This window comes from Pelagibacterium sp. H642 (genome assembly GCF_031202855.1).
In the GTDB taxonomy this organism is placed as follows: Bacteria; Pseudomonadota; Alphaproteobacteria; order Rhizobiales; family Devosiaceae; genus Pelagibacterium.
The window spans coordinates 2,845,113-2,870,243 of the sequence record NZ_CP101829.1 but is presented as its reverse complement, the minus strand read 5'-3'; the positions used below and the strand labels follow the sequence as shown (position 1 = coordinate 2,870,243).

The 25,131-nt window shown below is 62.8% G+C and carries 24 protein-coding genes and 1 other RNA gene; 14 read left to right on the top strand and 11 right to left on the bottom strand.

Translation table 11 applies throughout. The features are described 5' to 3' along the window. Positions 1 to 34 precede the first annotated feature (34 nt). On the top strand, positions 35 to 241 hold the full coding sequence (locus NO934_RS14090; RefSeq protein ID WP_309160601.1) for a cold-shock protein: 207 nt from the start codon (positions 35 to 37) through the stop codon (positions 239 to 241). Between the two features lie 48 nt (positions 242 to 289). After that, on the top strand, positions 290 to 502 hold the full coding sequence (locus NO934_RS14085; RefSeq protein WP_309160600.1) for a hypothetical protein: 213 nt from the start codon (positions 290 to 292) through the stop codon (positions 500 to 502). Positions 503 to 535: 33 nt separating this feature from the next. Here the strand turns inward: NO934_RS14085 and NO934_RS14080 are convergent, their stop codons facing one another. The 3 genes from NO934_RS14080 to NO934_RS14070 all read right to left on the bottom strand — a co-directional run bounded on the left by NO934_RS14080 (position 536) and on the right by NO934_RS14070 (position 2,474). Then, positions 536 to 1,333 carry a class I SAM-dependent methyltransferase gene (locus NO934_RS14080; RefSeq protein WP_309160599.1) on the bottom strand — a complete coding sequence of 266 codons (798 nt, stop codon included), beginning with the start codon at positions 1,331 to 1,333 and terminating at the stop codon, positions 536 to 538. A 152-nt stretch (positions 1,334 to 1,485) separates the two neighbouring features. Then, the gene (locus NO934_RS14075; protein ID WP_309160598.1) at positions 1,486 to 1,992 is read right to left on the bottom strand and encodes a dihydrofolate reductase; all 507 of its coding nucleotides are present in this window, start codon (positions 1,990 to 1,992) and stop codon (positions 1,486 to 1,488) included. Beyond that, positions 1,992 to 2,474 (bottom strand): GNAT family N-acetyltransferase, encoded by a 483-nt coding sequence (locus NO934_RS14070; RefSeq protein WP_309160597.1) that lies wholly within the window; start codon positions 2,472 to 2,474, stop codon positions 1,992 to 1,994. The genes NO934_RS14075 and NO934_RS14070 overlap by 1 nt, the downstream gene beginning before the upstream one ends. Positions 2,475 to 2,548: 74 nt before the next feature. On the opposite strand from NO934_RS14070, the gene NO934_RS14065 reads away from it, so the two are divergent. Beyond that, positions 2,549 to 2,866 carry a GatB/YqeY domain-containing protein gene (locus NO934_RS14065; RefSeq protein ID WP_309160596.1) on the top strand — a complete coding sequence of 106 codons (318 nt, stop codon included), beginning with the start codon at positions 2,549 to 2,551 and terminating at the stop codon, positions 2,864 to 2,866. 104 nt (positions 2,867 to 2,970) lie between these two features. On the opposite strand, the gene NO934_RS14060 is transcribed toward NO934_RS14065, so the two are convergent. Beyond that, positions 2,971 to 3,765, bottom strand: coding sequence for a thymidylate synthase (locus NO934_RS14060; protein WP_309160595.1), 795 nt, complete (start codon positions 3,763 to 3,765; stop codon positions 2,971 to 2,973). Between the two features lie 82 nt (positions 3,766 to 3,847). On the opposite strand from NO934_RS14060, the gene ssrA reads away from it, so the two are divergent. The 3 genes from ssrA (at position 3,848) to NO934_RS14045 (ending at position 4,995) form a co-directional block, all read left to right on the top strand. Beyond that, positions 3,848 to 4,201, top strand: a transfer-messenger RNA (tmRNA) gene (ssrA, locus tag NO934_RS14055). A 75-nt stretch (positions 4,202 to 4,276) separates the two neighbouring features. Then, positions 4,277 to 4,771, top strand: a complete 495-nt coding sequence (locus tag NO934_RS14050) for an SspB family protein (protein ID WP_309160594.1) — start codon at positions 4,277 to 4,279, stop codon at positions 4,769 to 4,771. Between the two features lie 11 nt (positions 4,772 to 4,782). Continuing rightward, positions 4,783 to 4,995 carry a ribbon-helix-helix domain-containing protein gene (locus NO934_RS14045; protein WP_309160593.1) on the top strand — a complete coding sequence of 71 codons (213 nt, stop codon included), beginning with the start codon at positions 4,783 to 4,785 and terminating at the stop codon, positions 4,993 to 4,995. On the opposite strand, the gene NO934_RS14040 is transcribed toward NO934_RS14045, so the two are convergent. Both NO934_RS14040 and NO934_RS14035 read right to left on the bottom strand, forming a co-directional pair. Continuing rightward, positions 4,984 to 8,616, bottom strand: a complete 3,633-nt coding sequence (locus NO934_RS14040) for an AsmA family protein (RefSeq protein ID WP_309160592.1) — start codon at positions 8,614 to 8,616, stop codon at positions 4,984 to 4,986. The two genes, NO934_RS14045 and NO934_RS14040, sit on opposite strands and share 12 nt — an antisense overlap. A 161-nt stretch (positions 8,617 to 8,777) precedes the next feature. Beyond that, entirely contained in the window at positions 8,778 to 10,970 is a 2,193-nt protein-coding gene (locus NO934_RS14035; RefSeq protein WP_309160591.1) for an esterase-like activity of phytase family protein, read from the bottom strand. A 156-nt stretch (positions 10,971 to 11,126) separates the two neighbouring features. Here NO934_RS14035 and NO934_RS14030 point away from each other — a divergent pair, with 156 nt between their 5' ends. The 6 genes from NO934_RS14030 to NO934_RS14005 all read left to right on the top strand — a co-directional run bounded on the left by NO934_RS14030 (position 11,127) and on the right by NO934_RS14005 (position 16,245). Next, complete coding sequence (locus NO934_RS14030) at positions 11,127 to 13,448, top strand: UvrD-helicase domain-containing protein (protein ID WP_309160590.1); 2,322 nt, start codon at positions 11,127 to 11,129, stop codon at positions 13,446 to 13,448. Between the two features lie 93 nt (positions 13,449 to 13,541). After that, complete coding sequence (locus tag NO934_RS14025) at positions 13,542 to 13,862, top strand: heavy metal-binding domain-containing protein (protein ID WP_309160589.1); 321 nt, start codon at positions 13,542 to 13,544, stop codon at positions 13,860 to 13,862. A 100-nt stretch (positions 13,863 to 13,962) separates the two neighbouring features. Continuing rightward, the gene (locus tag NO934_RS14020) at positions 13,963 to 14,733 is read left to right on the top strand and encodes an SDR family oxidoreductase (protein WP_309160588.1); all 771 of its coding nucleotides are present in this window, start codon (positions 13,963 to 13,965) and stop codon (positions 14,731 to 14,733) included. An 85-nt stretch (positions 14,734 to 14,818) separates the two neighbouring features. Further along, the gene (locus NO934_RS14015; protein ID WP_309160587.1) at positions 14,819 to 15,043 is read left to right on the top strand and encodes a DUF3072 domain-containing protein; all 225 of its coding nucleotides are present in this window, start codon (positions 14,819 to 14,821) and stop codon (positions 15,041 to 15,043) included. Between the two features lie 170 nt (positions 15,044 to 15,213). Continuing rightward, positions 15,214 to 15,438, top strand: coding sequence for a DUF3072 domain-containing protein (locus tag NO934_RS14010; RefSeq protein ID WP_309160586.1), 225 nt, complete (start codon positions 15,214 to 15,216; stop codon positions 15,436 to 15,438). A 105-nt stretch (positions 15,439 to 15,543) separates the two neighbouring features. Next, positions 15,544 to 16,245: an HAD family hydrolase gene (locus tag NO934_RS14005; protein ID WP_309160585.1), complete on the top strand. Its 702-nt coding sequence runs from the start codon at positions 15,544 to 15,546 to the stop codon at positions 16,243 to 16,245. 15 nt (positions 16,246 to 16,260) lie between these two features. Here the strand turns inward: NO934_RS14005 and NO934_RS14000 are convergent, their stop codons facing one another. Beyond that, positions 16,261 to 16,554, bottom strand: a complete 294-nt coding sequence (locus NO934_RS14000) for an antibiotic biosynthesis monooxygenase (RefSeq protein WP_309160584.1) — start codon at positions 16,552 to 16,554, stop codon at positions 16,261 to 16,263. A gap of 128 nt (positions 16,555 to 16,682) precedes the next feature. Between NO934_RS14000 and NO934_RS13995 the strand changes: the two genes are divergently transcribed. Then, positions 16,683 to 17,552 carry a 50S ribosomal protein L11 methyltransferase gene (locus NO934_RS13995; RefSeq protein ID WP_309160583.1) on the top strand — a complete coding sequence of 290 codons (870 nt, stop codon included), beginning with the start codon at positions 16,683 to 16,685 and terminating at the stop codon, positions 17,550 to 17,552. Between the two features lie 76 nt (positions 17,553 to 17,628). On the opposite strand, the gene NO934_RS13990 is transcribed toward NO934_RS13995, so the two are convergent. Then, a complete protein-coding gene (locus NO934_RS13990) occupies positions 17,629 to 17,769 on the bottom strand; it encodes a hypothetical protein (RefSeq protein WP_309160582.1) in 141 nt (46 codons plus the stop codon). A 143-nt stretch (positions 17,770 to 17,912) separates the two neighbouring features. On the opposite strand from NO934_RS13990, the gene NO934_RS13985 reads away from it, so the two are divergent. Then, positions 17,913 to 19,742: an aminopeptidase P family protein gene (locus NO934_RS13985; protein WP_309160581.1), complete on the top strand. Its 1,830-nt coding sequence runs from the start codon at positions 17,913 to 17,915 to the stop codon at positions 19,740 to 19,742. 51 nt (positions 19,743 to 19,793) lie between these two features. Here the strand turns inward: NO934_RS13985 and NO934_RS13980 are convergent, their stop codons facing one another. The 3 genes from NO934_RS13980 to recN are packed head-to-tail and all read right to left on the bottom strand — an operon-like array spanning position 19,794 to position 24,954. Beyond that, positions 19,794 to 20,999 carry a hypothetical protein gene (locus tag NO934_RS13980; protein WP_309160580.1) on the bottom strand — a complete coding sequence of 402 codons (1,206 nt, stop codon included), beginning with the start codon at positions 20,997 to 20,999 and terminating at the stop codon, positions 19,794 to 19,796. A gap of 56 nt (positions 21,000 to 21,055) precedes the next feature. Next, complete coding sequence (gene ligA / locus NO934_RS13975) at positions 21,056 to 23,266, bottom strand: NAD-dependent DNA ligase LigA (protein ID WP_309160579.1); 2,211 nt, start codon at positions 23,264 to 23,266, stop codon at positions 21,056 to 21,058. Positions 23,267 to 23,280: 14 nt separating this feature from the next. Then, entirely contained in the window at positions 23,281 to 24,954 is a 1,674-nt protein-coding gene (gene recN / locus NO934_RS13970; protein ID WP_309160578.1) for a DNA repair protein RecN, read from the bottom strand. Positions 24,955 to 25,131: the final 177 nt, after the last annotated feature.

Genomic DNA, 25,131 nt, shown 5'->3' with positions numbered 1-25,131 from the left:
CATTTCGCTTCGAGCCAACCAAACAGGTATTCCCATGATTAATGGCACCGTTAAGTTCTTCAATTCCACCAAAGGCTTCGGCTTCATTTCGCCGGCCGATGGCTCCAAGGACGCATTCGTCCACATCTCCGCTGTCGAACAGGCCGGCCTGTCCGGTCTCGCCGAAGGCCAGAAGGTCTCCTACGAGCTTCAGCAGGGCCGCGACGGTAAATCCTCCGCGACCAACCTTCAGCTCGCGTAATGGAACGGGCCGCCCGCGCGGCGGCCCTCTTCCTCACCAGGATACCACATGACAAGTACACTTCGTGATATCGCCGAAACCCGTTTCGCCGCCATCACCCGGCGCGAGGAAGCCGCGCTCTCCGGCGCTGCGGCGGAACTCGATTCGATACGGGAAAAGACCGCGCGCTTGAAGGCGCTCAGGCTTGCGAAAGAGGCACAGGCAACAGCCGACCGCATCGCCAAGTTCAAACAGCACCGCCGCGACACCGCCGGCTCATAAGGCCGCCCGGTACCGCCGCAGCGCGGAATACGCCTACGGCCTATTCGCGCCTTTCCGCGCCCGTACATGCAGAAATATCGGCGCGACCCGCGTATCGGCCACGATCGGTTCTGCCCGCGCCACCTCTTCCGATGCTCTCGGCTCCCCGAACGCCTCGATAACCAACCCCGCATTGACGATCATCGAAACCCAGCTCGTGAGCGTGCGGTGAAAGCGCGGCACCGAGAACGGCTCTAGCTTTTCGCGCTCCTCGCGCGGGATCGAGGAAAACAACCAGCGCTCGATCGTCCCGTCGGTTTCCTCGAAATAGTCCGCTACCTCCACCGCCACGGGTTCGCCCTCGTGGTTGCGGATATTCCTGCGCGTCGGCGGCACGAAGCACGGATGCAGGATGGAGAACTGCAAGAAGCCGCCAGGCTTGAGAACCTGGGCCACGCCGCAAAGAACCTTCTGCTGGTCGGCCATGTCCATCAGGGACATGAACGCGGTCACGAAGTCGAAACTCTGCGCGGCAAACGGCAGGCTCTCCCCATCGCCCAGCACATAATCGATCCCCAGCGGGTCCGCCCTCTCGGCTTCACGCGCATAGCCGATAAAGGTGGGCGCGATATCGAGCCCCGTCATTCGCGCTCCCAGCCGAGCCACCGCGCGCGTGTTGGTGCCTTCCCCACATCCCAGATCGAGCCCGTCGAGCCCCGCCACCGGCGGCAGCATCGCCAGAAAGGCCGGGGTGTTGAGAGCGTCGCGATATCGGTCATGGCCCGCGCGCGAATAGACCGTCCACGCCTCCGCATTGCTCTCCCAATGGCGCGCAACGTCTTTCGTATCCATCCTGTCCCCCGTGTCCGGAGCGCAGCCCAGGCCGCACTGAATCCCAGTGGGCCACCTCATCGTGCTACCCACTCCCTGTCACCCCGAAACGTGTTCCCGGGGTCCAGCAACGGCGCCACCACGATCGACACTGCTGGCGACGTCGCTGCCTCTCACCGTCTCTCGTAAATCCTCACAACGAACTTGGCGCTGTCCTTTTCGCCCGGCACCACCTCGGGCACGTCCCGCCCTTCCCACACGGTCGGATCGATTTCGGGAAAGAACGTATCCCCCTCCGGCTCCGCATCAACATGGGTGATATAAAGCCGGTCCGCCCGGTCCATGGCCGCGCGGTAGATTTGCGCGCCACCGTTGATGAACACCTCATCCACGCCGTCGCGCTCGGCGATCTCCTGCCCCCGCGCGATGGCGGCATCGAGATCGGCGAACACCTCCGCCCCTTCAGGTGCGTAATCCTTCTGCCGCGTCACGATGATATTGCTCCGTCCGGGCAACGGCTTGCCGATCGATTCGAACGTCTTGCGTCCCACGATCAGCGGTTTGCCCATCGTCGTGCGCTTGTAATAGGCAAAGTCCGAAGGCAGCCGCCAGGGCAGCTTGCCGTCGCTCCCGATGGCTCCGTTCCGCCCCACCGCCGCGATCATCGCGATCCTGACCATCACTTCTCCTCCGCCAGCGCTTCGAGTTCGGGCCCGCTCACCCGGCATACCGTCCATTCGTCATGCATCACCGCGCCCTGGGCCTTGTAGAATTTGATCGCCGGCTCGTTCCAGTTGAGCACCCACCAGCTCAGCCGCCCCAGCCCCTCGTTCCGGCACCGCCGCGCCAGATGCCGCAGCAGCGCCTTACCGATGCCGTTCCCGCGCACTCCCGGCTCCACATAGAGGTCTTCGAGCCAGATGCCGTGCCGCCCCTGAAAGGTCGAAAACGTATAGAACCACAGCGCAAACCCGACCGGCTTGCCCTCATGCTCGGCGATTTCGCAAAACACTTTCGGCTCGGGCCCGAACAGGTGCTTTTCGATATCGGCCTCGGTGGCGCTCACCTCGTCGTTGAGCTTTTCATATTCGGCCAGCTTGATGATGAATTCGAGTACCAGCCCGGCATCCCCCGGCTCGGCTCTGCGGATAATAAGTGACATGGGACCGCTTGCGTTGTTCACATGTCGCCAAGCCTGCTACGATTCCGCGGTCCAACACAAACGAACCTGGCTCCATGAACGCCGCCGAAACCAAGGAACGTCTGCGCGCCGACCTCCGCAAAGCGCTCAAGGAAAAGCGCGGCGAGGCCGCCGTTCTGCGCACCCTGATCGCCGCCCTGGACAATGCCGAGGCTCCGCCGCTCGAAAACCGGACCGGAAGCGATAGCGAAATCCTGCGCCTCGAGCTTTCCCCCGATCAGGTCCAGGCCATCCTGCTGGCGGAGTTTCAGGAACGCCAGCGCTCCGCCGCCCAATACCGGGAGCTCGGTCTTGCGGCCCGCGCCGATGCCGCCGGAGCCGAAGCGGAAATCGTCCGCCGCTATCTGGGATAGCCCGGCCGATCCGTCGCTTCCCGCAGCGCAGCCTTAGGTGCGGCACAACCGGACCTAACGAAACCTTGCGCGGCACCGTGCCAGGCAGCGAGTCCGCCGGGGCGTTACACCGCCACCGCCGCCTTGATATGCGGGTCCGGATCGTAGCCCACGATCTCGAAATCCTCGAACTCGAAATCGAAGATCGAATCGCGTTTCGTCCTGATCTCGAGCCGCGGCAGCGGCTTGGGCGTCCGCGCCAATTGCGTCTGCGCCTGCTCGAAATGGTTGTGGTAGATATGGGCGTCCCCGAAGGAGTGGACGAAGTCGCCCACCTCCAGCCCCGTCACCTCCGCCATCATATGCGTCAGCAGCGCATATGATGCGATGTTGAACGGCACGCCGAGAAAGATATCGGCCGAACGCTGGTAGAGCTGGCAGGAAAGCTTGCCCTCGGCCACATAGAACTGGAACAGGCAATGGCATGGCGGCAGCGCCATATTGTCCACTTCCGCCGGGTTCCAGGCCGAAACGATATGCCGCCGCGAATCCGGCTTGTTCCTGATCTGCTCGACCAGGTTGGAGATCTGGTCGATATGCCGCCCATCCGGCGCCGGCCAGCTTCGCCACTGGCTGCCATAGACCGGCCCCAGGTCGCCGTTCTCGTCGGCCCACTCGTCCCAGATCTTAACCCCATGCTCCTGCAGCCAGCGCACATTGGTGTCCCCGCGCAGGAACCAGAGCAGTTCATAGACGATCGATCTGATGTGCAGCTTCTTGGTCGTCACCAGCGGGAAGCCATCGGAGAGATCGAAGCGCATCTGGTAGCCGAAAACCGACCGCGTGCCGGTGCCGGTCCGGTCGGCCCGGTCGACTCCGTTTTCCATGACGTGACGCATCAGATCGAGATATTGCTTCATGACTCATTCAATACCGTGATTCTGCCCGTTCAATACGCGCAACATCGCATCAACTCACCGCTATTTGGACAATGTGTTGAGGCCCCTTTTCATCGGGGCGCGGGGTCCCTATATTGGGCGTGCCGGCAACGGCTATGGCGATAAACTGTCATCGTAATAAACCCATCGGACCCGGGGGCAGTACCCGGCGCCTCCACCAAATTCCTCCCTGATTTCAGGGGCTTGCGGGGGCGAAACAGGATCGACGAGGGCGTAAAAGGTGTGCTTTCGCTCGGCATTGTACCACCGTTATCGGGCTACAATTATAGTTGCCAACGACAACTATGCTGAGGCACGTCTCGCTGCGTAATGCAGCGCGATACCTCGAATTAAAGCCCTGATTCTGTAGCAGGAATCAGGCGGGGTCCGCAGGCACCTGGCAACAGAAGCCTGCATTTCCTTTCGCTTGAAATCTCTTGCAAATTCGGGCTGTTATGGCCCTTCGAGATTCTGCACCAAGGAGCTGCCCTTAATGGCACAGGACCACATCCGCTACGACATTCTGGCCCAGGAAGCCCTGCGCGGCGTCGTCCGGAAAGTCCTCTCCGAAGTCGCCCGCACCGGCCTTCCGGGCGATCATCACTTCTTTATTTCCTTTGTAACTCAAGCCCCTGGCGTGCGTTTGAGCCAGAAGCTCATCTCCCAGTACGACAAGGAAATGACCATCGTTCTCCAGAACCAGTTCTGGGATCTCAAGGTCACCGAAACCGGTTTCGAGGTTGGCCTGAGCTTTGACGGCATCAACGAAACTCTGTTCATCCCCTTCTCGGCCATCAAGGGTTTCTTCGATCCTTCAGTGCAGTTCGGCCTCCAGTTCGAGGTTGCCGAATCCCAGCCCGGCTCCCAACCCGCAGCCGTTGCGCAAGACGCCGAGGAGATCGATGAAACACCCGACGACGACGGCGAACCCACGCCCGAGGGTGGCGGGGAAAAGGTCGTCAGCCTCGACTCCTTCCGCAAGAAATAAGAGCGTTTTCAGTGCGTAAGCGCTCGCTCACCATTGCGGGCCACCGCACCTCGATAGCGCTTGAGCCCCAGTTCTGGGACGCGCTCGAGGCCATTGCCGCCGAACGTGACATCTCTCTTCCCACCCTGATCGCGGAAATCGACGAGCAGCGCGAGGACACGAACTTATCCTCGTCCATCAGAGTTGCTGTATTGATCTGGTATCAACAGCGCTCACGGCTCTGACATGTCGAAGGTGAAGGGTGGCTCGGGAAGAGTGAACGTTGGTGGAGGCGAGGAAACAGGTGGCGATGCGTCCTGATCCTCATTGACTTCGCCGGCGGCGGGACCGTTCAATTGCTGCTCGATCGCATCGAGTTCCTGCTGCTGAGCTTCCTGTTCAAGGCGCTCGGCCTCTTCCTGCTCCCGCTGCAGCAATATTTCGGCCTGCCGCCGCGCTTCTTCCTCCATCAGCCGCGCCTGCTCTTCGGCCGCTTCCTGCTGACGCGCTTCCTGCTCGGCCCGTAATGCCTCGAGTTCATCGAGTTCGGTTTCCAGCGCCCGCACCTGGATCGCATCGACCATCGGTCCCAGATCGAGCGCCCGTTCCGGCGCCAGCAATGTTCCGTCCACCTCGAGCCCGATCCGCCCGGTGGTTTCGGTGATCAGCCCATTGCCCGCCAGAGCCCGCGTCAGCGCTAGCGTCCAGCTCGCGTCGAGTTCCGCGGTGTCGAGCGCAAGACTTCCACCACCCACCAACCGGGCGCCATCGCCTTCGATGGCGATGTTGGAGATCTGCGCCGAGCCGCCGATAAGGCTTACCAATCCGCCGGCTTCATCAGCAATGAACGGGCCTGAATCCAGTGCCGTCGCCACCAGGGTTTCCAAAGCTTCCGGGGCGATTTCGACCAGATTGTCCACATCGGCCGCCGCATCGAATGCGGTTGGCGACAACCGCTCGATCCGCACGTCGTTCACCGAAAAGCTGCCCTCGCCGTTGAGCGAGCCTGCAAACGCGCGATAGCTGTCCCCGCTCCCCTGGAATTGCGTTCCCAGCGTCAGCGTCCCGCCCAGCGCATCGGACGGGCTTTGCGGCAGGATGGCGTCGAGCGCCACTCCGTTGAGCGTCAGCCGCCCGGCCAGGCTCTTGTCGGCTATGGCCGAGGCGCAGCAGGCCGTGGCATCCAGTTGCACCGTGCCTCCACCGAACTCCCCGAACAACCCCCGCAGCCCCACATCCTCCTCGCCCCAGGCATAATCGAAGGCCAGCGCTTCCACGAGACGTTGATCGTCAACCATCAGAACCGGCGCCGTCACCGCGATCCGCCCCCGGGTGGATCGCGGCGTGCCGCCGAGATCGATAGGTCCGTCCGGCCAGAGGCCGGGGGAAAGGTTGAGCACGCCCGCCGGCCCGGCCAGCATTGTGGCCAGCGTCTCCATATCGAGCGCATCGAAAGCGAGCGAGCCGTTGACCAGCGCCGAATCCCGCTGCGCCGAGAACGTCACCTCCCCGCCCACCGAGCGTTCGCCGGAAAATGCCGAGATGTTGGAAAGCCTTACGCTTTCCGGCCCGACGAAACCTATGTCGGCCTGCCCCTCCAGTCCCGGGAGCCACACACCCGCCGCGCCGGCCAGTTCGGCGAGCGCCACCCCATCGGCGAAAAGGAAAGAGGTCTGCCCCTCCCCCCGGATCGAGGCCAGATCGGAAAGCACCAGCGTCCCTGAAAAATCGATCCGCTCGCCGCCACCTTCGAGCGAAAGTTCAGCGTCCATATTGCCGCGCGGATTGCCTTCGAACCGCGCACTGGCGATCGCGCCATCAGTCCCCGCGATCAATGGCGCCAGCCCGATTTGGGCCAGCATGGCAGCCCCGCTGTCGGCAGCCGCATCGATCGTTATCCCGAGATTCTCCCGCCCCAGCCCGGTGATCCCGCCGGTCATGTCCAGGCCAATGGAAATTTCCGCTGCGCCCGCCGTGCCATCCAGTGTCATCGATTGCAGCCCATCCGATCCCGGCGGCTGTAAATCCAAATCCAGCCGCGCCGGCAGGCTGCCCAGAACCGCTTGCCGCAACGGATTGCCGGCCTCGGTCCCCAACACCCTGTCGAGCACCCGAGCGCCTGCGGCGATCTCGAGTTCGCCATTGGCCACGATCACCGGTGCGGCCAGAGAGCCCGAGAGGGAGCCAGCGCCAGCAAAACCCACGCCCCCAAAGGACTCTACATCCAGGCTTTCGATCGTCACGCCCTGATCCGACCAGGCCGAGCGCAACGAAAGCCCCTGCACCGCCTGCCCTGCGAGCTGTGCCGCTTCCAGCTCGACATCGAGCCGCCCATCGGGAAAGCTCAGCCCGAACGTGCCTGTCGGTTCGATCGGCGGCAGCAACGCCAAAAGTGCCGCGCTCTGCCGGGTATTCAGCGTCGAGAGATCGGCGGTGACAGCCAGCGAGGGCGATTCGCCGAACCGCATGCTGGTTGAAACCGTATGCGCGGTGTCCTCGATCACCAGAATTCCGTTTTCGAGCCGCAGCCGGTCATTGACCAATTGCACCTGCCCATTGAGCGAACCTGAAACACCGAACAGCGGATTGCCATCGCTCGGCCGCACCCACAGCAGCGACAGCGCGTCGAGCCGGGAGGAGGCCATCGCCAAGGTCCCCTCGAAGGCCGGCCAGCCAGCCGCCCGCCCCAACGAGCCGGTGAGCTTGAGCGTCGTATCCCCCGCTAGCCGCCCGGAAAACTCCTCCACCGCCCAGAGTTCGCCATCGCTCTCGGCATCCAATCTCACATCGCGCACCGACACGCCCCGCACCACCAGTTCATTGATGGACATGGCGATTCTGCCCGGTAGCGGCGGAATGACGGGCTCGGGCATGCCGCGCAGGAGCTGCACGATTTCGAAGGGTTGCGCCCCCTCTTCGGTCACGGCGTTGGTCTGAAGCGTGACGACACCGCCGGAAACCGTCGCATCGAAACTCGACTCGGCGCCCAGCGTTACCGTCGCCTCACCTGTGAGCCGCGTCGCCGTCTGGTTTTCATCGGGCAGAAGCGTGAACTCGTCGAGCCGGACCGCATTGCTGTCCGCGGTAATCGGGCTCTGCAACACCAGCGCGCCTACCACCGCATCGCCCTCGGCCTGCGCCGCCTGCCGATAGGTCAAGGCGCCGGTCAACTCCGGCATGCCGCCGGTTGCCAGCAATCCCTCGAGGGAAACCGAAAACCGCCCGTCGAGCGGACGCACGAAAGCGTTGAGCTGCAATTCGCCGGCCGCGTTGATAGCCGAGGTCCCCACCCGCAAGGCGTAAGGGGTTCCTTCGTGGGTCGCCTGCCCTTGCAGGGTAAAAGGGCCACGGATTGCCGTCATTTGCATGTCGCCGGCAAACCCCTGCGCCTGCCAGGATTGGCCGCTCCGCATGTCGGTGAGGCGCAGGGTGCCCTCGTCGAACCGCGCATGGGCAATCGAAACGTTGGAAACGCTCGGGTTCTCGGCCAGAACGATGGGCGTCTGAAGTTCGCCGTTTTCGTCGATAACCAGGTTGAGTTCGGGCTCGGTCAGCCGCAATTGGGTGACGGTGAACCGGTCGCGCAGGAAATCCATGAGCGAGAAATCGGCTTCGACCGAACTGGCCGCCCCCACCGGCGCGTCGGCGGGCCCCATCCGCGCATTTTCGAAGCGCAGGCGCGGCTGGGGCAGCAGCGTGAACTCCATATCCCCAGCGATCTCCACCTCCACCCCCAGCGCCTCGGCCGCCATCTGCTCCATGCGCGGCTTGTAGGCGTTCCAGTCGATGAACAACGGCACGATGAATGCCGCGCCCAGAATGAGGATCGCGATCAATCCGATGGCGATGTAGATACGGTTGGCCAAAGCCGGGGGAACCTCAAAGCTAAATCACGCGAACCTTAGGCATAACAATGGGTTTCGTCACCCGGCTTTAGCCCTTGTGAAGACGAGATTTTTGCATATTGGCCAAGAAAAAGGGCCGGGCGTTGGCCCGACCCTTCAACCGTTTTCGTATCGGTGCCGGGTTATTCGACGGTGCCGATCGACCAGAAATTAGTCTCGCCCGAGGAGTCGTCCACACCGTCATTGTCGGTGACGACCCAGCCTTCGCCGGACGCGTCGATGGCAAAGCCTTCGACCTTGTCGAGCACATAGCCGTTCAGCGCCTTGAGGTCAGGGATGAAGTCGCGGACCTCTTCCTTGGTGACCACCGGCAGTTCCGACCCGATCTCGGCGCCCACCATTTCGGCGAGCGGCACACGATAGAGCTTCTTGAGTTGGGCGTTGGCGGCGATCTGGTTGTCACGCTCGACGATATAGGCGTAGTCGCCGGCAATGGTGATTTCCGACAGACCGACCCAGGCACCTTCAGCCGGAGTTTCGAGCGGATAGTGCACAGCGCCCCATTCGCCGGTCGAAGGCTGGAAGGAAACCAGCTTCACCATGCCTTCGGGATCGTCGCCCCATTCGCGCTGGATGGCGATCCAGAGCACCATGTCGTCGCCTTCGCCCACTGCGGAAATGCCCTCGGCTGCCGAACGGGTTTCGTTCGCCAGCAGGGCTTCGGGGAACATCACTTCCTCGATGATCGCACCTTCGGCATCCACACGGTAGAGGGCGTGCTGGATACCGTCTTCGGTGTCGCCTTCCGAAGCCACCCAGAAGCCGCCTTCACCGTCCAGCGTGATGCCTTCGAGGTCGAGGCCTTCGGCAGCAGCGCCATCACGGGTGACCAGCCGGGCTTCAGTGATCATCGCAGGGCTCTGCGTCGCATCGATCGTGTAGATCGTGGGCATCATCGAAAGGTAGGAGTCGTTGACGGCATAGAGCTTGCCGGCTTCTTCGGCATCAGCAACCAGGCCCGACAGGGCCACCCAGCCGATCGGCGTGCCATCCTCGTTCATCGCCGACATGATCTGCGGATAGTCGGGCGTTTCGACATCCTGACGCTCGAAAATCATGACGTGAGCCGGAGCACCGCCATCGGCTGAAACGTCGGTCTCATTGGCCGTGACGTAGAGGTTGCGCTCGGGAATCGCCAGCGCCCCTTCCGGACCGATGCCCGAGGGGATCGACTGGATGTATTCGGGCTCGGCGCCGGTGTCGCGATAGATGGCGACCAGCGAGGCGCGTTCCTGGTTGACGAAGATCAGCGTCTCGTCGCCGAACACGCCAACTTCCATGCCTTCGGGCTCGATGCCCTTGTTGTCGGAGCGACCTTCCGGATAGTGGCCGAGCTGGGCGCTGATATATTCCATCGACGGTCCGCTCTCATAAAGCTCGGTGCCGTCCTTGGAAAAGATGGTGAAGCCGCGCGAGCCGCCTTCGTAGTCGCCTTCATTGGCGATCACGAAGCGGTCGTCGTCCAGCCACTGGATGGCATCGGGCTCGCGCAATGCGCCCTCGATGCTGTCGGTGAACGAAAGCCGGCCGTCGTCGTCGATGTCGATATTGGCAAGGTCGGTCGAACCGGCGGAGAAATGATTGATCACTTCGCCGCTTTCGCCGTCGATGATGACGATGTGGTTGTTTTCCTGCAGCGTCACGGCAAGTTCGTTGGCGCTGTTGAAGTCGGTGTATTCAGGCTCGGCGTCTTCACCGGCCACCTCGGCGAGACCAGCCAGTTCGGTCACGCGCAGGCTGCCGCAATCGGGGGTGCCTTCGGAGACGTCGAGGAACGTCACATTGCCGCTCGGAAGCTGCGGGATCACGCCGTCGTTGAGGTCTTCATCGCGCTGGTTTTCCATCGAGATGGCGATCAGTGAACCGTCGGCGTTCTTGGCGATTGCGTCGGGTTGGCCGCCCAAATCACATTCGGATTCGACCTCGAGCGTTTCGATGTCTACGACGGCCAGATAGCCGGTCGGAGCGGTGAAATCTTCGGTGGTATCGACACTCACCAGCGCCTTGTTGCCGATCACGGAAACCGAGGTCGGGCCGCCTTCGAGCTCAACGAAACCGCCCGGCTGCGGATTTGCCGGATCGGTGATGTCGATAAAGCCGACACCGCCGAGCAGCGCGTTGGAATAAACCAGCGTCATGCCGTCTTCGGTCGCGGTGATGATCTCCGCCGAATTTTCCTCAGCTTCGATATCGGGCGTGTTGAGCGCGACCGGGAAGCTGGCAATGCGGTTGAAATAGCTCTGGGCGCTTGCAGGAACGGCAGCGCTCGCCAGAAGTCCGGCCGCAATGGCGGTAAGCAGAACAGATTTGTTCATGGGGTCCCCCGTAAGGCGTGAGAATTCACGACAGGGCCCTATAGGACCGCTCGACAACACTTCTGTGACAGGGCGATTTGCGCCTGTGCATATACTTTTGCCCCTATCGCGCCTATATACTCGCCAGGAGAACAAAAAGAGATTCGTCAATAGCTGATGTCAGCCGTCCCGCCCCATCGTCCGCAAGGCCCGATCACGTCCCAGTTCGCCCCGCGCGAGCCGACTTATTTCGTGGGGCTGAACGCCGAGCAGCGCGAGGCGGTGGAAACGATCGAGGGCCCGCTGCTGGTTCTTGCCGGTGCCGGCACCGGCAAGACGCGCGTATTGACCACCCGCATCGCCCATATCCTGGCCTCCCGCAAGGCACGCGGCGGGCAGATCCTGGCCGTGACCTTCACCAACAAGGCCGCCCGCGAGATGAAGGAGCGCATCGGCAAGCTCGTCGGCGCCTCGGTCGAGGGCATGCCCTGGCTGGGCACATTTCACTCGATCGGCGCGCGCATCATCCGTCGCCATGCGGAACTTGTCGGGCTCAGGCCCGATTTCACCATTCTCGACACGGACGATCAGATCCGCCTCATCAAGCAGCTTCTCTCGGCTGAAAACATTGATGAGAAGCGCTGGCCCGCGCGCCAGTTCGCTTCCATGCTCGACACCTGGAAGAACCGCGGCCTGCTGCCAAAGGACATCTCCTCGGCGGAGGGGTATTTCGCCAACGGCAAGGGACAGAAGATCTATGCCGACTACCAGGCGCGGCTGAAAACCCTCAACGCCGCCGATTTCGGCGATCTGCTGCTCGAAGGCATCCGCCTGTTCAAGGAAAATCCCGAAGTCCTTGCCGAATATCACGACCGCTTCCGCTATATGCTGGTCGATGAATATCAGGACTCCAACACCGCCCAATACCTCTGGCTGCGCCTTCTGGCGCAAAGCCGGGACGGGAAGAATTCGGCCAATATCTGCGTGGTGGGCGACGACGACCAGTCGATCTATGGCTGGCGCGGCGCCGAGGTCGACAACATCCTGCGCTTCGAAAAGGATTTTCCCGGCGCCAAGATCATCAAGCTCGAACGTAATTACCGCTCGACCTCCAACATCCTGTCGGCCGCCAGCCACCTCATCGCCAACAATGAATCCCGTCTGGGCAAGACGCTGCAGACCGATGTGGGCGAGGAAGGCGAAAAGATCGCCGTCACCTCGGTCTGGGATTCTGAAGAAGAAGCCCGCCAGATCGGCGAGGAGATCGAGCAGTACCAGCGCCAGGGCGATCATCTGGACGATATGGCCATCCTCGTGCGCGCCTCCTTCCAGATGCGCGAATTCGAAGAGCGCTTCATCACATTGGGTCTCAACTATCGCGTCATCGGCGGCCCGCGCTTTTATGAGCGCAAGGAAATCCGCGATGCGCTGGCCTATCTGCGCATCGTCGCCCAGCCGGCCGACGATCTGGCTTTCGAGCGCATCATCAACGTGCCCAAGCGCGGGCTGGGCGATGCCACGCTGCAGATCGTCCACGATACCGCCCGCGCCGCCAATATTCCGCTTCTGGCCGCCATCCGTGACCTGATCGAAACCGAGGAACTCAAGCCCAAACAGCGCTCCACCCTGCGCGAGCTGGTGCGCCAGATCGACGATTGGGCCGATCGCCTGCGCTCGATCCCCCATCACGAGCTTGCCGAGCAGATCCTCGATGAATCCGGCTATACGGCGATGTGGCAGAATGACAAATCCGCCGACGCGCCGGGGCGGCTGGAAAACTTGAAGGAACTCATCCGCTCCATGGAAGAGTTCGAAAACCTCAACGGCTTTCTCGAGCACATCGCCCTGGTGATGGATCGCGATTCCGGCGAGGGCGGCGATGCGGTTTCGATCATGACCCTGCACTCGGCCAAAGGGCTGGAATTTAATACCGTTTTCCTCCCCGGCTGGGAGGAAGGGCTGTTTCCGCATCAGCGTTCGCTCGATGAATCCGGCCTCGCCGGGCTCGAGGAGGAACGCCGCCTCGCCTATGTCGGCATCACGCGCGCGCGAAAGCGCTGCCGCATATCGCTTGCTCAGAACCGCCGCATCCACGGCCTCTGGCAATCGGCCATCCCGTCGCGCTTTCTCGACGAGTTGCCGGCCCATGCCGTCGAGGTCACCGACACCGGCTCGTCCTATGGCGGCTACACCTATGGCGGCCGCGCCGCCACGCGCTTCGACCAGCGCGATCCCTTTGAAAGCGTCTACGAAACCCCCGGCTGGCAGCGCGCCCAACGCCAGCAATCCCAGCGCAAGGGCCCTGGTCCCTTGACCATCGAAGGCGACCTCGTCGCCCGCTCCTCAGGCCCTTCGGCCGCCTACTCGGTGGGCGAACGCGTCTTCCATCTCAAATTCGGCTACGGCACGGTGACGGCGACCGAGGGCAACAAGCTCTCGATCGACTTCGAAAAGGCAGGCCCCAAGAAGGTGCTGGACAGTTTCGTGAAGCGGGGATGACACCGCCGCCCCCTCTCCATTCTCTTTCCCGCCTTCCAATTCCTTTTCGATGTCCCATATGCTCTCCCGACATACAGTCCCGAGGAGAACTCCATGATCATCACCACCACCGCTGTCGTCGAAGGCCGTCCCGTCCGTGAATATCTCGGGCTGGTGGTCGGCGAGGTCATCATCGGCGCCAACATCTTCCGCGATCTGTTTGCCGGCATTCGCGACATCGTCGGCGGCCGCGCCGGGGCATATGAGAACGCCATGCGCGATGCCCGCAAGGAAGCCCTCGCCGAAATCGAGGAGGAAGCGCGCCGTCTTGGTGCCGATGCCGTGGTTGGTGTCGATCTCGATTATGAGGTCATCGGCGAACAGGGATCGATGCTGATGGTCTCGGTGTCGGGCACCGCAGTGAAGCTGGGTTAGCTTCGGGCGGTCGCGTCAAAATCGGGCCGTGGAATCCGGGTCGCGCCGCCCGGTTGGGTTTGAGACCACAACTCCATTCACAACGAATGGAGTGTTCCCCATGTCTCGCCTCAACAACAAGACCGCCATCATCACCGGCGCCACCTCTGGCATCGGCGAGGCAGCCGCGCTGCTCTTCGCCCGCGAAGGGGCATGCCTGGTCATCTCGGGTCGCCGGCAGGACAAGCTCGACGATCTCGTCAAGCGGATCGACAATCTCGGCGCCGGCGTCGTTGCGATCGCCGGCGACGTCCGCGACGAAAGCCACGCGCGCGATTGCGTCAGGGCTGCCGTCAACCAGTTTGGCGGCCTCGATATCGCCTTCAACAATGCCGGCGCGGCAACCGTCATGGCCCCGGCAGCCGAGATCGCTCCAGCCGATTGGCAGGCGACCCTCGATACCTGCCTCACCAGCGCCTATCTCGGCGCGCGCCACCAAATCCCCGCCCTGCTTGAACGCGGCGGCGGATCGCTGATCTTCACCTCGAGCTTTGTCGGAAACACCGTCGGCTTTCCCGGCATGGCTGCCTATGCCGCCGCCAAGGCGGGGCTCATCGGTCTCGTCCAGACGCTGGCGGTCGAATACGGCGCCAAAGGCATTCGCGCCAACGCGCTGCTCCCAGGCGGCATCGATACGCCGTCCAATGCCGCCAATCTCCCCGGCGCAGCGCCGGAAACTCGCGACTTCATCGAGAGCCTTCATGCTCTGAAGCGTCTGGGAACGGCGGAGGAGTTGGCCGAAGCCGCGCTTTTTCTCGCTTCCGACGCCTCGCGCTTCATGACCGGCAGCGCCATGCGGGTCGACGGCGGCGTCTCCATCAGCCGCACCTGAAGCTCGCCGTAGCCGGTGCTGGCCGGCTACGGAACCCTCCCGCCCACCGGAACATTATGCGAACAACCCATAGTGGAGTTCCAACATGTCCGACAGCAATCCCAAAGTTCCCAATGACGACCCCAATTCCAATCTGGAGAAGGATCCTTCCGATTGGGTGTCGGGCGACGAGCCCATGACCGGAGCCCAGGCCTCCTATCTCAAGACGCTTTCCGAAGAAGCCCATGAGCCCGAAGCCTATGCCGAAAACCTCACCAAGGCCGAAGCCTCGCGGCGCATCGACGCGCTCAAGCGCGAGCTCGAATTGTGACAGAACTAGTGCCTGATCTGCCACGCTTTTTGCCCACTTCACACTTAACCTGTGATCGCGCCGCAACCGGCTTTACAACGATAATTCCCGCCCCAGGCTTCATCTTCTTCCGGGCGGGAACCGGCGGGCCGGGCACACCGTTCTGAGGGCACAAGACTAGGAGTCCACCCATGTCCGACATTCATCCCGGCATCGCCACCGCAAACCCCGACGCCTTCCGTGTCAACGACCGAGAAGACTATCTCTCGGGCGATGGTCCCATGACGGCCTCTCAGGCCGCCGAACTGCTGTGCCTTGCCCAACGTGCCGAGGAGTTCGATGCCTATGATGACCACCTCACCAGCATCGAAGCGGCCAACCGCATCAAGCTCTTGAAGCGCAAGCTCGACGGCTAGCCACGGACAGGATCGGACGGATCGACGGCCCGTCGGGATCACCCGGCGGGCCGATTTCTTTGCCAGGGGCTACCACCCCGGCTCCTGCCGTGGCAAATACCCGCCATGACACGCCTCACCACCATTGGCTTTGATGCCGACGACACGCTTTGGCAGAACGAGCAATTCTTCCGCCTGACCGAGAGGCAGTTTGCCGACCTGCTTGCCGATTTCGCCGAGCCCGAACACCTCTCCGCGCGCCTGCTCGAGGCCGAAAAGCGAAATCTCGCCCATTACGGATTCGGCATCAAAGGCTTCACCCTCTCGATGATCGAAACCGCGCTCGAAGTGACGGACGGCAAGGTGCCCGGCGAGATCATCGGACGTATCGTTTCAGCGGGCCGCGAAATGCTGAGCCATCCCATCGAAACCCTGCCCCATGTCCACGACACGCTCGAGGCCCTCACCGGCACCCACCGCTTGGTGCTGATCACCAAGGGCGACCTTTTCGATCAGGAGCGCAAGCTGGCCCAATCGGGTCTCGGCGACTTCTTCGATGCCGTCGAGATCGTATCGGACAAATCGGCCGCCACCTACCAGCGCGCCTTCTCGCGCCATGGCGATGGACCGGCCCACGCCATGATGGTCGGCAATTCGCTGCGCTCGGATGTGCTCCCCGCCATCGAGGCGGGAAGTTGGGGCACATACGTCCCCCATGAACTCACCTGGAACTATGAGCACGCCGAAGAACCCGCCAGCGCACCACGCTTTGCAAAGATCGCATCCCTCGCCGAACTCGGCCCTCTCATCGAAACCGTCAAACGCTAGCGGCTCCGCCGGCGATCAAAGCCCGATCCCGGCCATCGGCTCGGTTTCAAATCGATTGTCGAACCCTGCGATCAGCGGCCTTGCCGCAGTGATTGCGTCGCGCACCGCCTGCAGGTCGAGCGAAGCCTTGTGACTTTCCGGACTATCCCAGACCTCGGTTATCCAGATTCCGTCCGGGTGCTGATTGCAACGCGCCACGATATAGCTGTGGCACCCAGGCATGTAGTCGCCCGCGCTTTGCTTGAGGATGGCGAGCAACTCCTCCCGCCGACCTTCCACGGCGATCATCCGTCCGATCAAGCCATACATCTCAACTCTCCCCTTTGCGAACAAATAAAGAACGATTTTGCCGCGCGAGTCCACCCCAAATCCGAGATTTGTTGACTTCCCAGCCTGCCGGGGCCACAACCCCCGGCGACTTCAAGAATGAGCACCCGATGCCCCAGGATCAGATTTCGACACCCCTCACCAAGGATCAGGCCTATGCCCTCGTCGATGCCGTGATGGAGCGCGACGACTTGGCGCTCACCGCCTCGGCCCATGAGAATGAGGAGACCGGGGAATGGATATTCGAAGCCACCTGCGACAGCCCCCCGGATATGGCGGCATTTCAGGCCCTGGCCAAATCCGTTCTGGGCGGCGATGTGGACTTTTCGGTCAACGCGATCGACGCCGACGCCGATTGGGTTTCCCGCTCGCTCGAAGGGCTGAAGCCGGTCACCGCGGGGGGCTTTTACGTCTATGGCAGCCATGACGCCGACACCCAACCGCGAGGCCTGATCCCCATCCATATCGATGCGGCGCAGGCCTTCGGCACCGGCCATCACGAAACGACAACCGGGTGCCTGGAGGCCATCCAGCGCGTTCTAAAGCGCAAGCAGCCGGTGCGGCCGATCGATGTGGGCACAGGAACCGGCATTCTCGCCATCGCCGTCGCCAAGCGGCGCAAGGTGCCGGTCATCGCATCCGATATCGACCCCGTCGCCGTGCGCATCACGCGCGACAACGCCAAGGCCAACGGGGTCGGCCACCTCATCGTCGAGGTCGATGCCGCCGGTCTCGATCACCCCACCATCCAGGGCAATGCGCCTTACGATTTGGTCGTCGCTAATATCCTGGCCGGGCCGCTCGTGACCCTCTCGCCCGACATCGGCCGCATCGCCGAACGGGGCGCCGCGATCATCCTGTCGGGCCTGCTCAACACCCAGGCCCAACGCGTCATCGCCGCCTACAACCGGCAGGGCATGGTGCTCAAGGACAGGATCGTGCGCAAGGACTGGACGACGCTGATCCTGGAAAAATCATAACAAAAAGCCCCTGCGGCCAGTGAGGCCGTGGGGGCTCATCGTCACGGTGCAGGGGCCTCAGCCCCAGGCGATTCGGTTAGTTGGCGCCTTTCTTGGACGTCCCGAAGTCACACCCGTAAATCCGCGAATAACGATCGACCTGGCGGGCCGCTTCACGGCTGCGCGCTTCGATCATGGCGTCTAGGGCCTTGCGGAAGAAGCTCTTGTCTTCAACCATGTCATCTCTCCTTGGTCCGACGGCAAATTTGGGTAACCTCACCGTCGAGCCAATAGATAGTCCCAATCGCTTCTGGTAGTTAGACCTCAAGAGGAAACCCAGCCATGCCGGAAGCGCATGGACGGTTAACGAGAAAGTCCCCCATGTCCACCTATGCCGCCATCCCCGACGCCAAGTTCCAGTCTTTCGAGGAAAGATCCGATCCGACGCAAGTGGCGCCGCGCCTTGCCGCGCTTCGCGCCCGATTGGGCGAGATGGAAATCGACGGGTTTCTCGTGCCCCGCACCGACGTTCATCAGGGCGAATATGTCCCCGATTGCGATGCGCGGCTCGCATACGTGACCGGCTTTACCGGCTCGGCTGGCCTGGCCCTGGTCACGGCCGATATCGCCGCGCTTTTTATCGACAGCCGCTATACGCTTCAGGCGCCGGCGCAGACCGATACCTCGCTGGTTTCGCTCCACGACACCACCACCGTCAATCCGGGAGAATGGATCGCCGAAAACCTCCCGGCCGGTAGCCGCATCGGCTTTGATCCCTGGCTGCACACCCCCGGCCGCCTGGCCTCCATCCGCGAGCCGCTCGAAAAGGCCGATATCGCACTCGTCCCGGTCTCCAACCCCGTCGACGCCATCTGGACCGACCGCCCTACCGCACCCCACGGCCCGCTGGAAGTGCTCGGCAACAATCGTACGGGCAAATCGGCAAGCGACAAGCTGGCGGACCTGCGGACGACCATGGCCAGGGAAGGCGCCGATGCGGTCGTGCTCACCCTGCCTGAATCGCTGTGCTGGCTGTTCAACGTGCGCGGCCGCGATATCCCCCACAATCCCTTCGTTCTCGGCTTTGCCGTCATTCCCGCGCAGGGAAATCCGACCCTGTTCCTGGCTGACAACAAGCTGACGGAAGAAAACCGAACGGCCCTGGCTGGCACCGCCGAGCTCGCTGACAAATCGGACTTCGAGTCCGCCTTGGCCGCTCTCGCCGGCGAGCGCAAGGCTATCTGGTTCGATCCCGAAACTGCCCCTGTCCAGGTTAAGACGATCCTTTCCCAGGGAGGCGCACGCCTCATCGAAAAGCGCGACCCCATTCTGGTGCCCAAGGCGAAAAAGAACGAGGCGGAGCTGGCGGGGATGCGCGAAGCCCAAAAGCTTGACGGCATTGCGCTGGCCAAGTTTCTCGCCTGGTTCGATGAAGCCGCTCCCCGCGGCGGGCTGACCGAAATCGATATCGTCAAAATGCTCGAGGCCTTCCGCCGCGAGGAGCCCACCGCGGTCGATGTCAGCTTCGAAACCATCTCAGGCTCCGGCCCCAATGGCGCCATCGTCCACTACCGCGTGTCGGAAAAATCTAACCGCAGCCTGGCGCCCGGCGAGCTGATGCTCGTCGATTCCGGCGCTCAATATCTCGCCGGCACCACCGACATCACGCGCACCATGGCCACCGGGCCGGTGAGCGAGCAGCAAAAGGACCACTTCACCCGCGTCCTCAAGGGAATGATCGCCATCTCCCGCGCCCGCTTCCCCAAGGGCACGACCGGCGCCCAGCTCGATATCCTCGCGCGTCAATTCCTCTGGCAGGTGGGGCTCACCTACAATCACGGCACCGGCCACGGCGTTGGCGCCTTCCTCTCCGTCCACGAGGGGCCGGCCGGCATTTCGCCGCGCTATACCGTGCCGTTCGAGCCCGGAATGGTGCTCTCGAACGAGCCGGGCTTCTACCTCGAAGGCCAGTACGGCATACGCATCGAGAACCTGATCGTGGTGCGCGAAAGCGAGATCGCCCCCGGCTATCTCGAATTCGAAACGCTGACCCTCACCCCCATCGATCGCCGGCTCATCGCCGTCGACATGCTCGAACCGGCGGAGCGCGACTGGCTCGACGCTTACCACGCCCGTGTCGCCCGGGAGATCGGGCCGCATCTCGATGCGCCGACGCGCGCATGGCTGGAACAAGTAACGGCGCCGCTCTGAGGTGTCACGTGTCCGAACCGCAAAACCGTTTCCACTTTTGCCGGACACGCCCTAGTTGAACCAGAGCGCGTAGTTCCAGATCGAACCGCCGAATACGCGATTGGCGGCGGCAAAGGCTTCGGCGTCGGCAATTTCGCCCTCCTGGAGGTAGGGCAAGGCATCAAAGCCGGTAAACAGCAGCACGAAATCGGTCCGCTCAGCGTTTTCGACCCAGGCGGAGAGATCGAAACCGAGCCCGGGGTAACGCCAATGAGGCAGGAGCAATTCCCCGCGCACGATCGCTTCGGTCACATCGAGCGTTTCCAGCCACGCCTCGACCATCGCCTTGTTGATCGCCATGTCGGCAATGAGCGGAGTTTGGTAGGGCGAAGGAACGAATTCGCGGTTGTCATCGGTTTCCGCAAGGATCAGGTCCCAATTGCGCCGCGAAAGATCCAGAACCCGCAGCGCGCGCTCCTGCACCGCCAATAGCCGCCCACGCTCTGTGATCGGCCAATTGATCGTATGGATCATAGCGATCGCATCGGCCAACAGCGCGTCGGTGTCGCGGTCCATGAACAGCGCACCCTCGCTTTGGCGACTCTCCATCGGCAGTCCCGCTCCAGGAAACAGCCGGTGCAGGGCGGTGTTGAAAAACGTTTCGAAATCATGGGCGAGCAGGAAATCGGACTGGCTGGCAAGCACCTGCGAATATCCAGCCAGCCAAACCGCGTCCGATCCATCGAACGCAAACACCGTCTCGGGCAATTCGGTATCCGGTGCCACGCCGGTGCCCATGTCGAGTTGCTGCCCCATGCCGGCAGCCATCGCCCAGAAAGCTCCCACGGACTCCGCCTCACTGGCCGCCCCATCGCCATCTATATCGATACGGATTTTCGAAACATCGATCTCGACGGCAAAATCCCCGGCCCCAGCCACCTCCAGCAGTGGCATGGCCGTGTCCATGTCGGCTGAAAAGGCTTCGAGGTAACCGCGCAGCACCGCATAGGTCAGCGGTTCGATTTCCCTCGTCTCCTGCTGCTCCTCTGCCGGCATTCCGAAAAACGGGCTGACGAGGATGCCACCCTGGGGGTTGAACCCATGGACATAAAGCGCCTGCGCCAGCTCCTCTACGCCCTCGAGCAGGGTGAAGACACCAAGGCCGAAGGCCGCCGTCGCATCGTCTTCGGCCAAGGCTTCCATTGCCGCCCGTCCATCGGCCAGCCGCCCATCATAGAGGTGCTGGCGCAGCGTGTCGGCGGTCGTTTCCTGTCCCATCGTCGTGCCGGCGAGAGCCAACCAAAAAGCCAATAGTGTGGCGAGCCTTGAAAACATCATCCCTGCCCCGTGCGCGTGAACCACTCGTCTTCGGAAATCACTTCTACCCCTAGACTTTCGGCCTGCTTGAGCTTGCTGCCCGCTCCCGGCCCGGCCACCACCAGATCGGTCTTGGCCGAAACCGACCCGGAAACCTTTGCCCCCAACCGCTCAGCCATGGCCTTGGCCTCGGTGCGCGACATGCGTTCAAGACTGCCGGTAAACACCACGGTCTTGCCCGCAACCACGCTATCGGCCGAAATCGTCACCACATAATCTTTCGGCCTGACCTCATTGAGCAGCGCGTCGATGGCGCTTTCATTACGCTCATTGGCAAAAAACGCGCAGACGGATTGGACCACCGTATCGCCGATCCCATCGATCCCGATCAGTGATCCGCGCGCGTCTTCGTCACCATTGCCCGCCCTGTAAGCCGCCTCACGGAAAGTCTGGAAATTTCCGAACGCCTTGGCGAACAGCGCTGCAGTAGTTTCGCCCACATGGCGGATGCCGAGCGCGAAAATGAACCGGTCCAGCTCGGGCTCACGCCGCGCGTCGATGGCAGCCAAGAGCTTGTCCAGCCCGGCATAGTTGCGCTGTTCGGCGGCCCGCACATTCTTGCGCACCTTGCCCGTGGCGCGCTCGCGCTCGGCCGCATGCTGCTCGCGGCGTTTGAACAGGGCCGCCTGCACCGCATCGCGTTTTTGGTGCAGGGTGAAAATATCGGCCGGTGTCCGAATCAGCTCTTCGGAATAGAACAGATCGACATTTTCAGCCCCGAACCCGTCGATATCCATCGCATCGCGCGCCACGAAATGGCGCAGGTTTTCCACCTGCTGGGCCGGACAGATCAATTCGCCCGTACACCGCCGCCGCGCATCGAGCTTGCCGGTCTTGGGATTGGTCTCGCGCACCGCCTCGGAGTCGCAGATCGGGCAGCGCTCGGGAAAGACATAGGGCTGCGCGTCGGCCGGGCGCTTTTCGGGCACGATGGCGACGATCTGCGGAATGACGTCCCCCGCCCGCTGCACGATCACCGTATCGCCCTCGCGAATATCGTAGCCATCACGGATAGGCGCGCCGGTGCTATCGCGCCCGGCGATATAATCCTCGTTGTGCAGCGTGGCGTTTTCCACCACCACGCCCCCCACCGTCACCGGCTGCAGCCGCGCCACCGGTGTCAACGTGCCCGTCCGGCCCACCTGGATATCGATCTTGTGCAGGATGGTGGTCGCCTGCTCGGCAGGGAATTTGTGCGCGATCGCCCAGCGCGGCGCCCGAGCGACGAATCCCCAACGCTGCTGCAGGTCGAGCCGGTCCAGCTTATAGACCACCCCATCGATATCGTAGCCCAACGTCGCCCGCTGCGCTTCGATCGCCCGATAATGGCCAATCATCTCTTCAACGCTCGTCGTGCGGATCATCAGCGGGTTGATGGTAAATCCCCACTCGCCGAGCTTTTGAACCGCTTCATACTGCGTGTCGGCGATCGGTTCGCTCACCTCGCCCCAGCCATAGGCGAAGAATTTGAGGTTCCGCTTGGCCGTGACCGAGGGGTCCTTCTGCCGCAGCGAACCCGCCGCAGTATTGCGCGGATTGACATAATCCTGCCCGCCCTCGGCCGCCGAACGCTCCTTGAGCGCCGCGAAATCGGCATGGGTCATATAAACCTCGCCCCGCACCTCCAGCACGCGCGGCCATCCGTTGCCGGAAAGCTGCTTGGGCACCTGCGCGATGGTCCTCAAATTCTCGGTGATATCCTCGCCCTCGGTGCCATCGCCACGCGTCGCCCCGCGCACGAAAGTCCCGTCTTCATAACGCAGCGACGCCGACAGTCCGTCGATCTTGGGCTCGGCGGTGAAGGCGAGTTCGATATCCTTGTCACGCTCGAAGAATTTCCGCCCGCGCCGCACGAAATCGGCGACGTCCTCGTCATCGAACGCATTGCCCAGCGAAAGCATGGGCACGGCGTGCCGCACCTTGGCAAACCCCTCGACCGGAGCCGCGCCCACCCGGTCGGAGACTGAATCGGTCCGCCGCAGTTCGGGAAAACCCGCTTCGATCTCGGCGTAACGCCGCCGCGCCGCGTCATACTGAGCATCGGTGATCTCGGGCGCGTCTTCCTGATAGTAGGCCTTGTCCGCCTTTTCGATCAGCGCATGCAGCCTGTCGAGCTCGGCCTTGGCATCCTCCAAAGACAGCTCGTTCACCGGCACATCCACACTCATCGAAAACCCCTCACTCAAACCCCAACTTCGCGCATCAGCCGCTTGGCCGCCGCCCGCGCCTCGTCGGTAATCGTCGCCCCGGCCAGCATGCGCGCAACCTCTTCGCCACGCGTCTCGGAATCGAGCGGACTCACATGCGTACGCATGAACGCCCCCTCCTCAATCGCCTGTTTTTCGATCAAAAGATGCGTGGCTGCCCGCGCCGCCACCTGCGGCGCATGGGTCACCGTCAACACCTGCACCGATTGCGCCAGCCGCGCCAGACGCTTGCCGATCGCATCGGCCACCGCGCCGCCGACACCGGTATCGATTTCGTCGAAGATCAGCACCGGCACCGACCCCTTATCGGCCAGCACCACCTTCAATGCCAGCAGGAAGCGCGACAGCTCGCCTCCCGAGGCGACCTTCATCATCGGGCCGGGCGAAGTCCCTGGATTGGTCTGTACATGGAAGGCGATCTGATCGAACCCCTGCGCCGACACCCGCTCGGCATCGACTTGCCGGTCGACGATAAATCGTGCCGACCCCAGCTTGAGATCGGGAAGTTCCGCCTCGACAGCCTTGCTCAACGCCGATGCCGCCTTTTCCCGCGCCTTGCTCAAAACGCCGGCGGTCTTGCGATACTCGCCATCGGCGGCTTTGAGGTCCGCTTCGAGCACCGCCAACGTCTCGGCTCCCGATTCCAGCGCCTCGATATCGGCCGCATATTTGGCCAGCACCTCGGGCAGCGCGTCACACTCGACCTGATGCTTGCGCGCCGCCGCGCGCAGGGCGAACAGCCGCTCCTCGACCTGTTCGAGCTCACGCGGATCGAACGCCATCTCCCGCCGGATGGCATCGAGCGCCTCGCTTGCCGTATCGAGCGCCACCAGCGCCTGATCCACGGCCTCGGCCATGGGCGCGAAAAGCGCGGCTTCGGCCTCCGATTTCCGCGTCAGCCGCCGCAGCAGCATGGCAAGCACAGGGCCGGGAGCATTGGTGCCGTTGAGGATTTCATCGGCGTCGTTGACTTCGCCCGCCGCCTTTTCGAGCCCCATCAGCCATTGCCGGCGCTCCGAAAGGCTTTCCTCCTCCCCCGGCTCGGGTTTGAGCGCGGAAAGTTCCTCGATCACATGGCGCGCATATTCCTCGTCGCGCGCCGCCTGCTCGACCCGCGCCCGCTGCACGTCCACGGCCTTTTGCGCCGCGACCAATCTTGCGTGTGCATTGGAAACCGCAGCCAGTTCGGTCTCATATCCACCGAAACTGTCCAGCAGCGTCCGGTGCGTCGCCGCGTCGATCAGCGCACGGTCGTCATGCTGCCCGTGGATTTCTACCAGCAGGGCGCCCACCGATTTGAGCAGCCCGGCCGAAACCGGCTGATCGTTGATGAAGGCGCGCGTACGCCCGTCCGCGTGCTGAACCCGCCGGAGAATGATTTCGGCGTCATCGGCGATCTCGTTTTCGCGCAACAGCACCCGCGCCGGATGCTGTTCGGGCAGCGTCAGCACGGCAACCACCTGCCCGCTCTCGGTTCCCTCGCGCACCAGCGCCGCGTCGCCCCGCCCGCCCAGCGCCAGGGTGAGCGCATCGAGCAGGATGGATTTGCCCGCGCCGGTCTCGCCGGTGAGAACCGTAAGGCCGCTCTCAAAGGCGAGATCGAGCTGATCGATCAGAACAATATTGCGGACCGACAGCGTATTCAGCATCGCCCCAGCAGCTCCCATGATGGTTGCGGCGTCCGTTTTACTCCGCCCGCGCCTCACCGTGCAAACCGCTTGCGTCCGTTCAGCGCTGCGATCCACAGTTTAACCACTAGAACATTACAGGAACATCTCAATACCGGCAAGCCGATACGAAAACGCCCCGGCGATATGCCGGGGCGT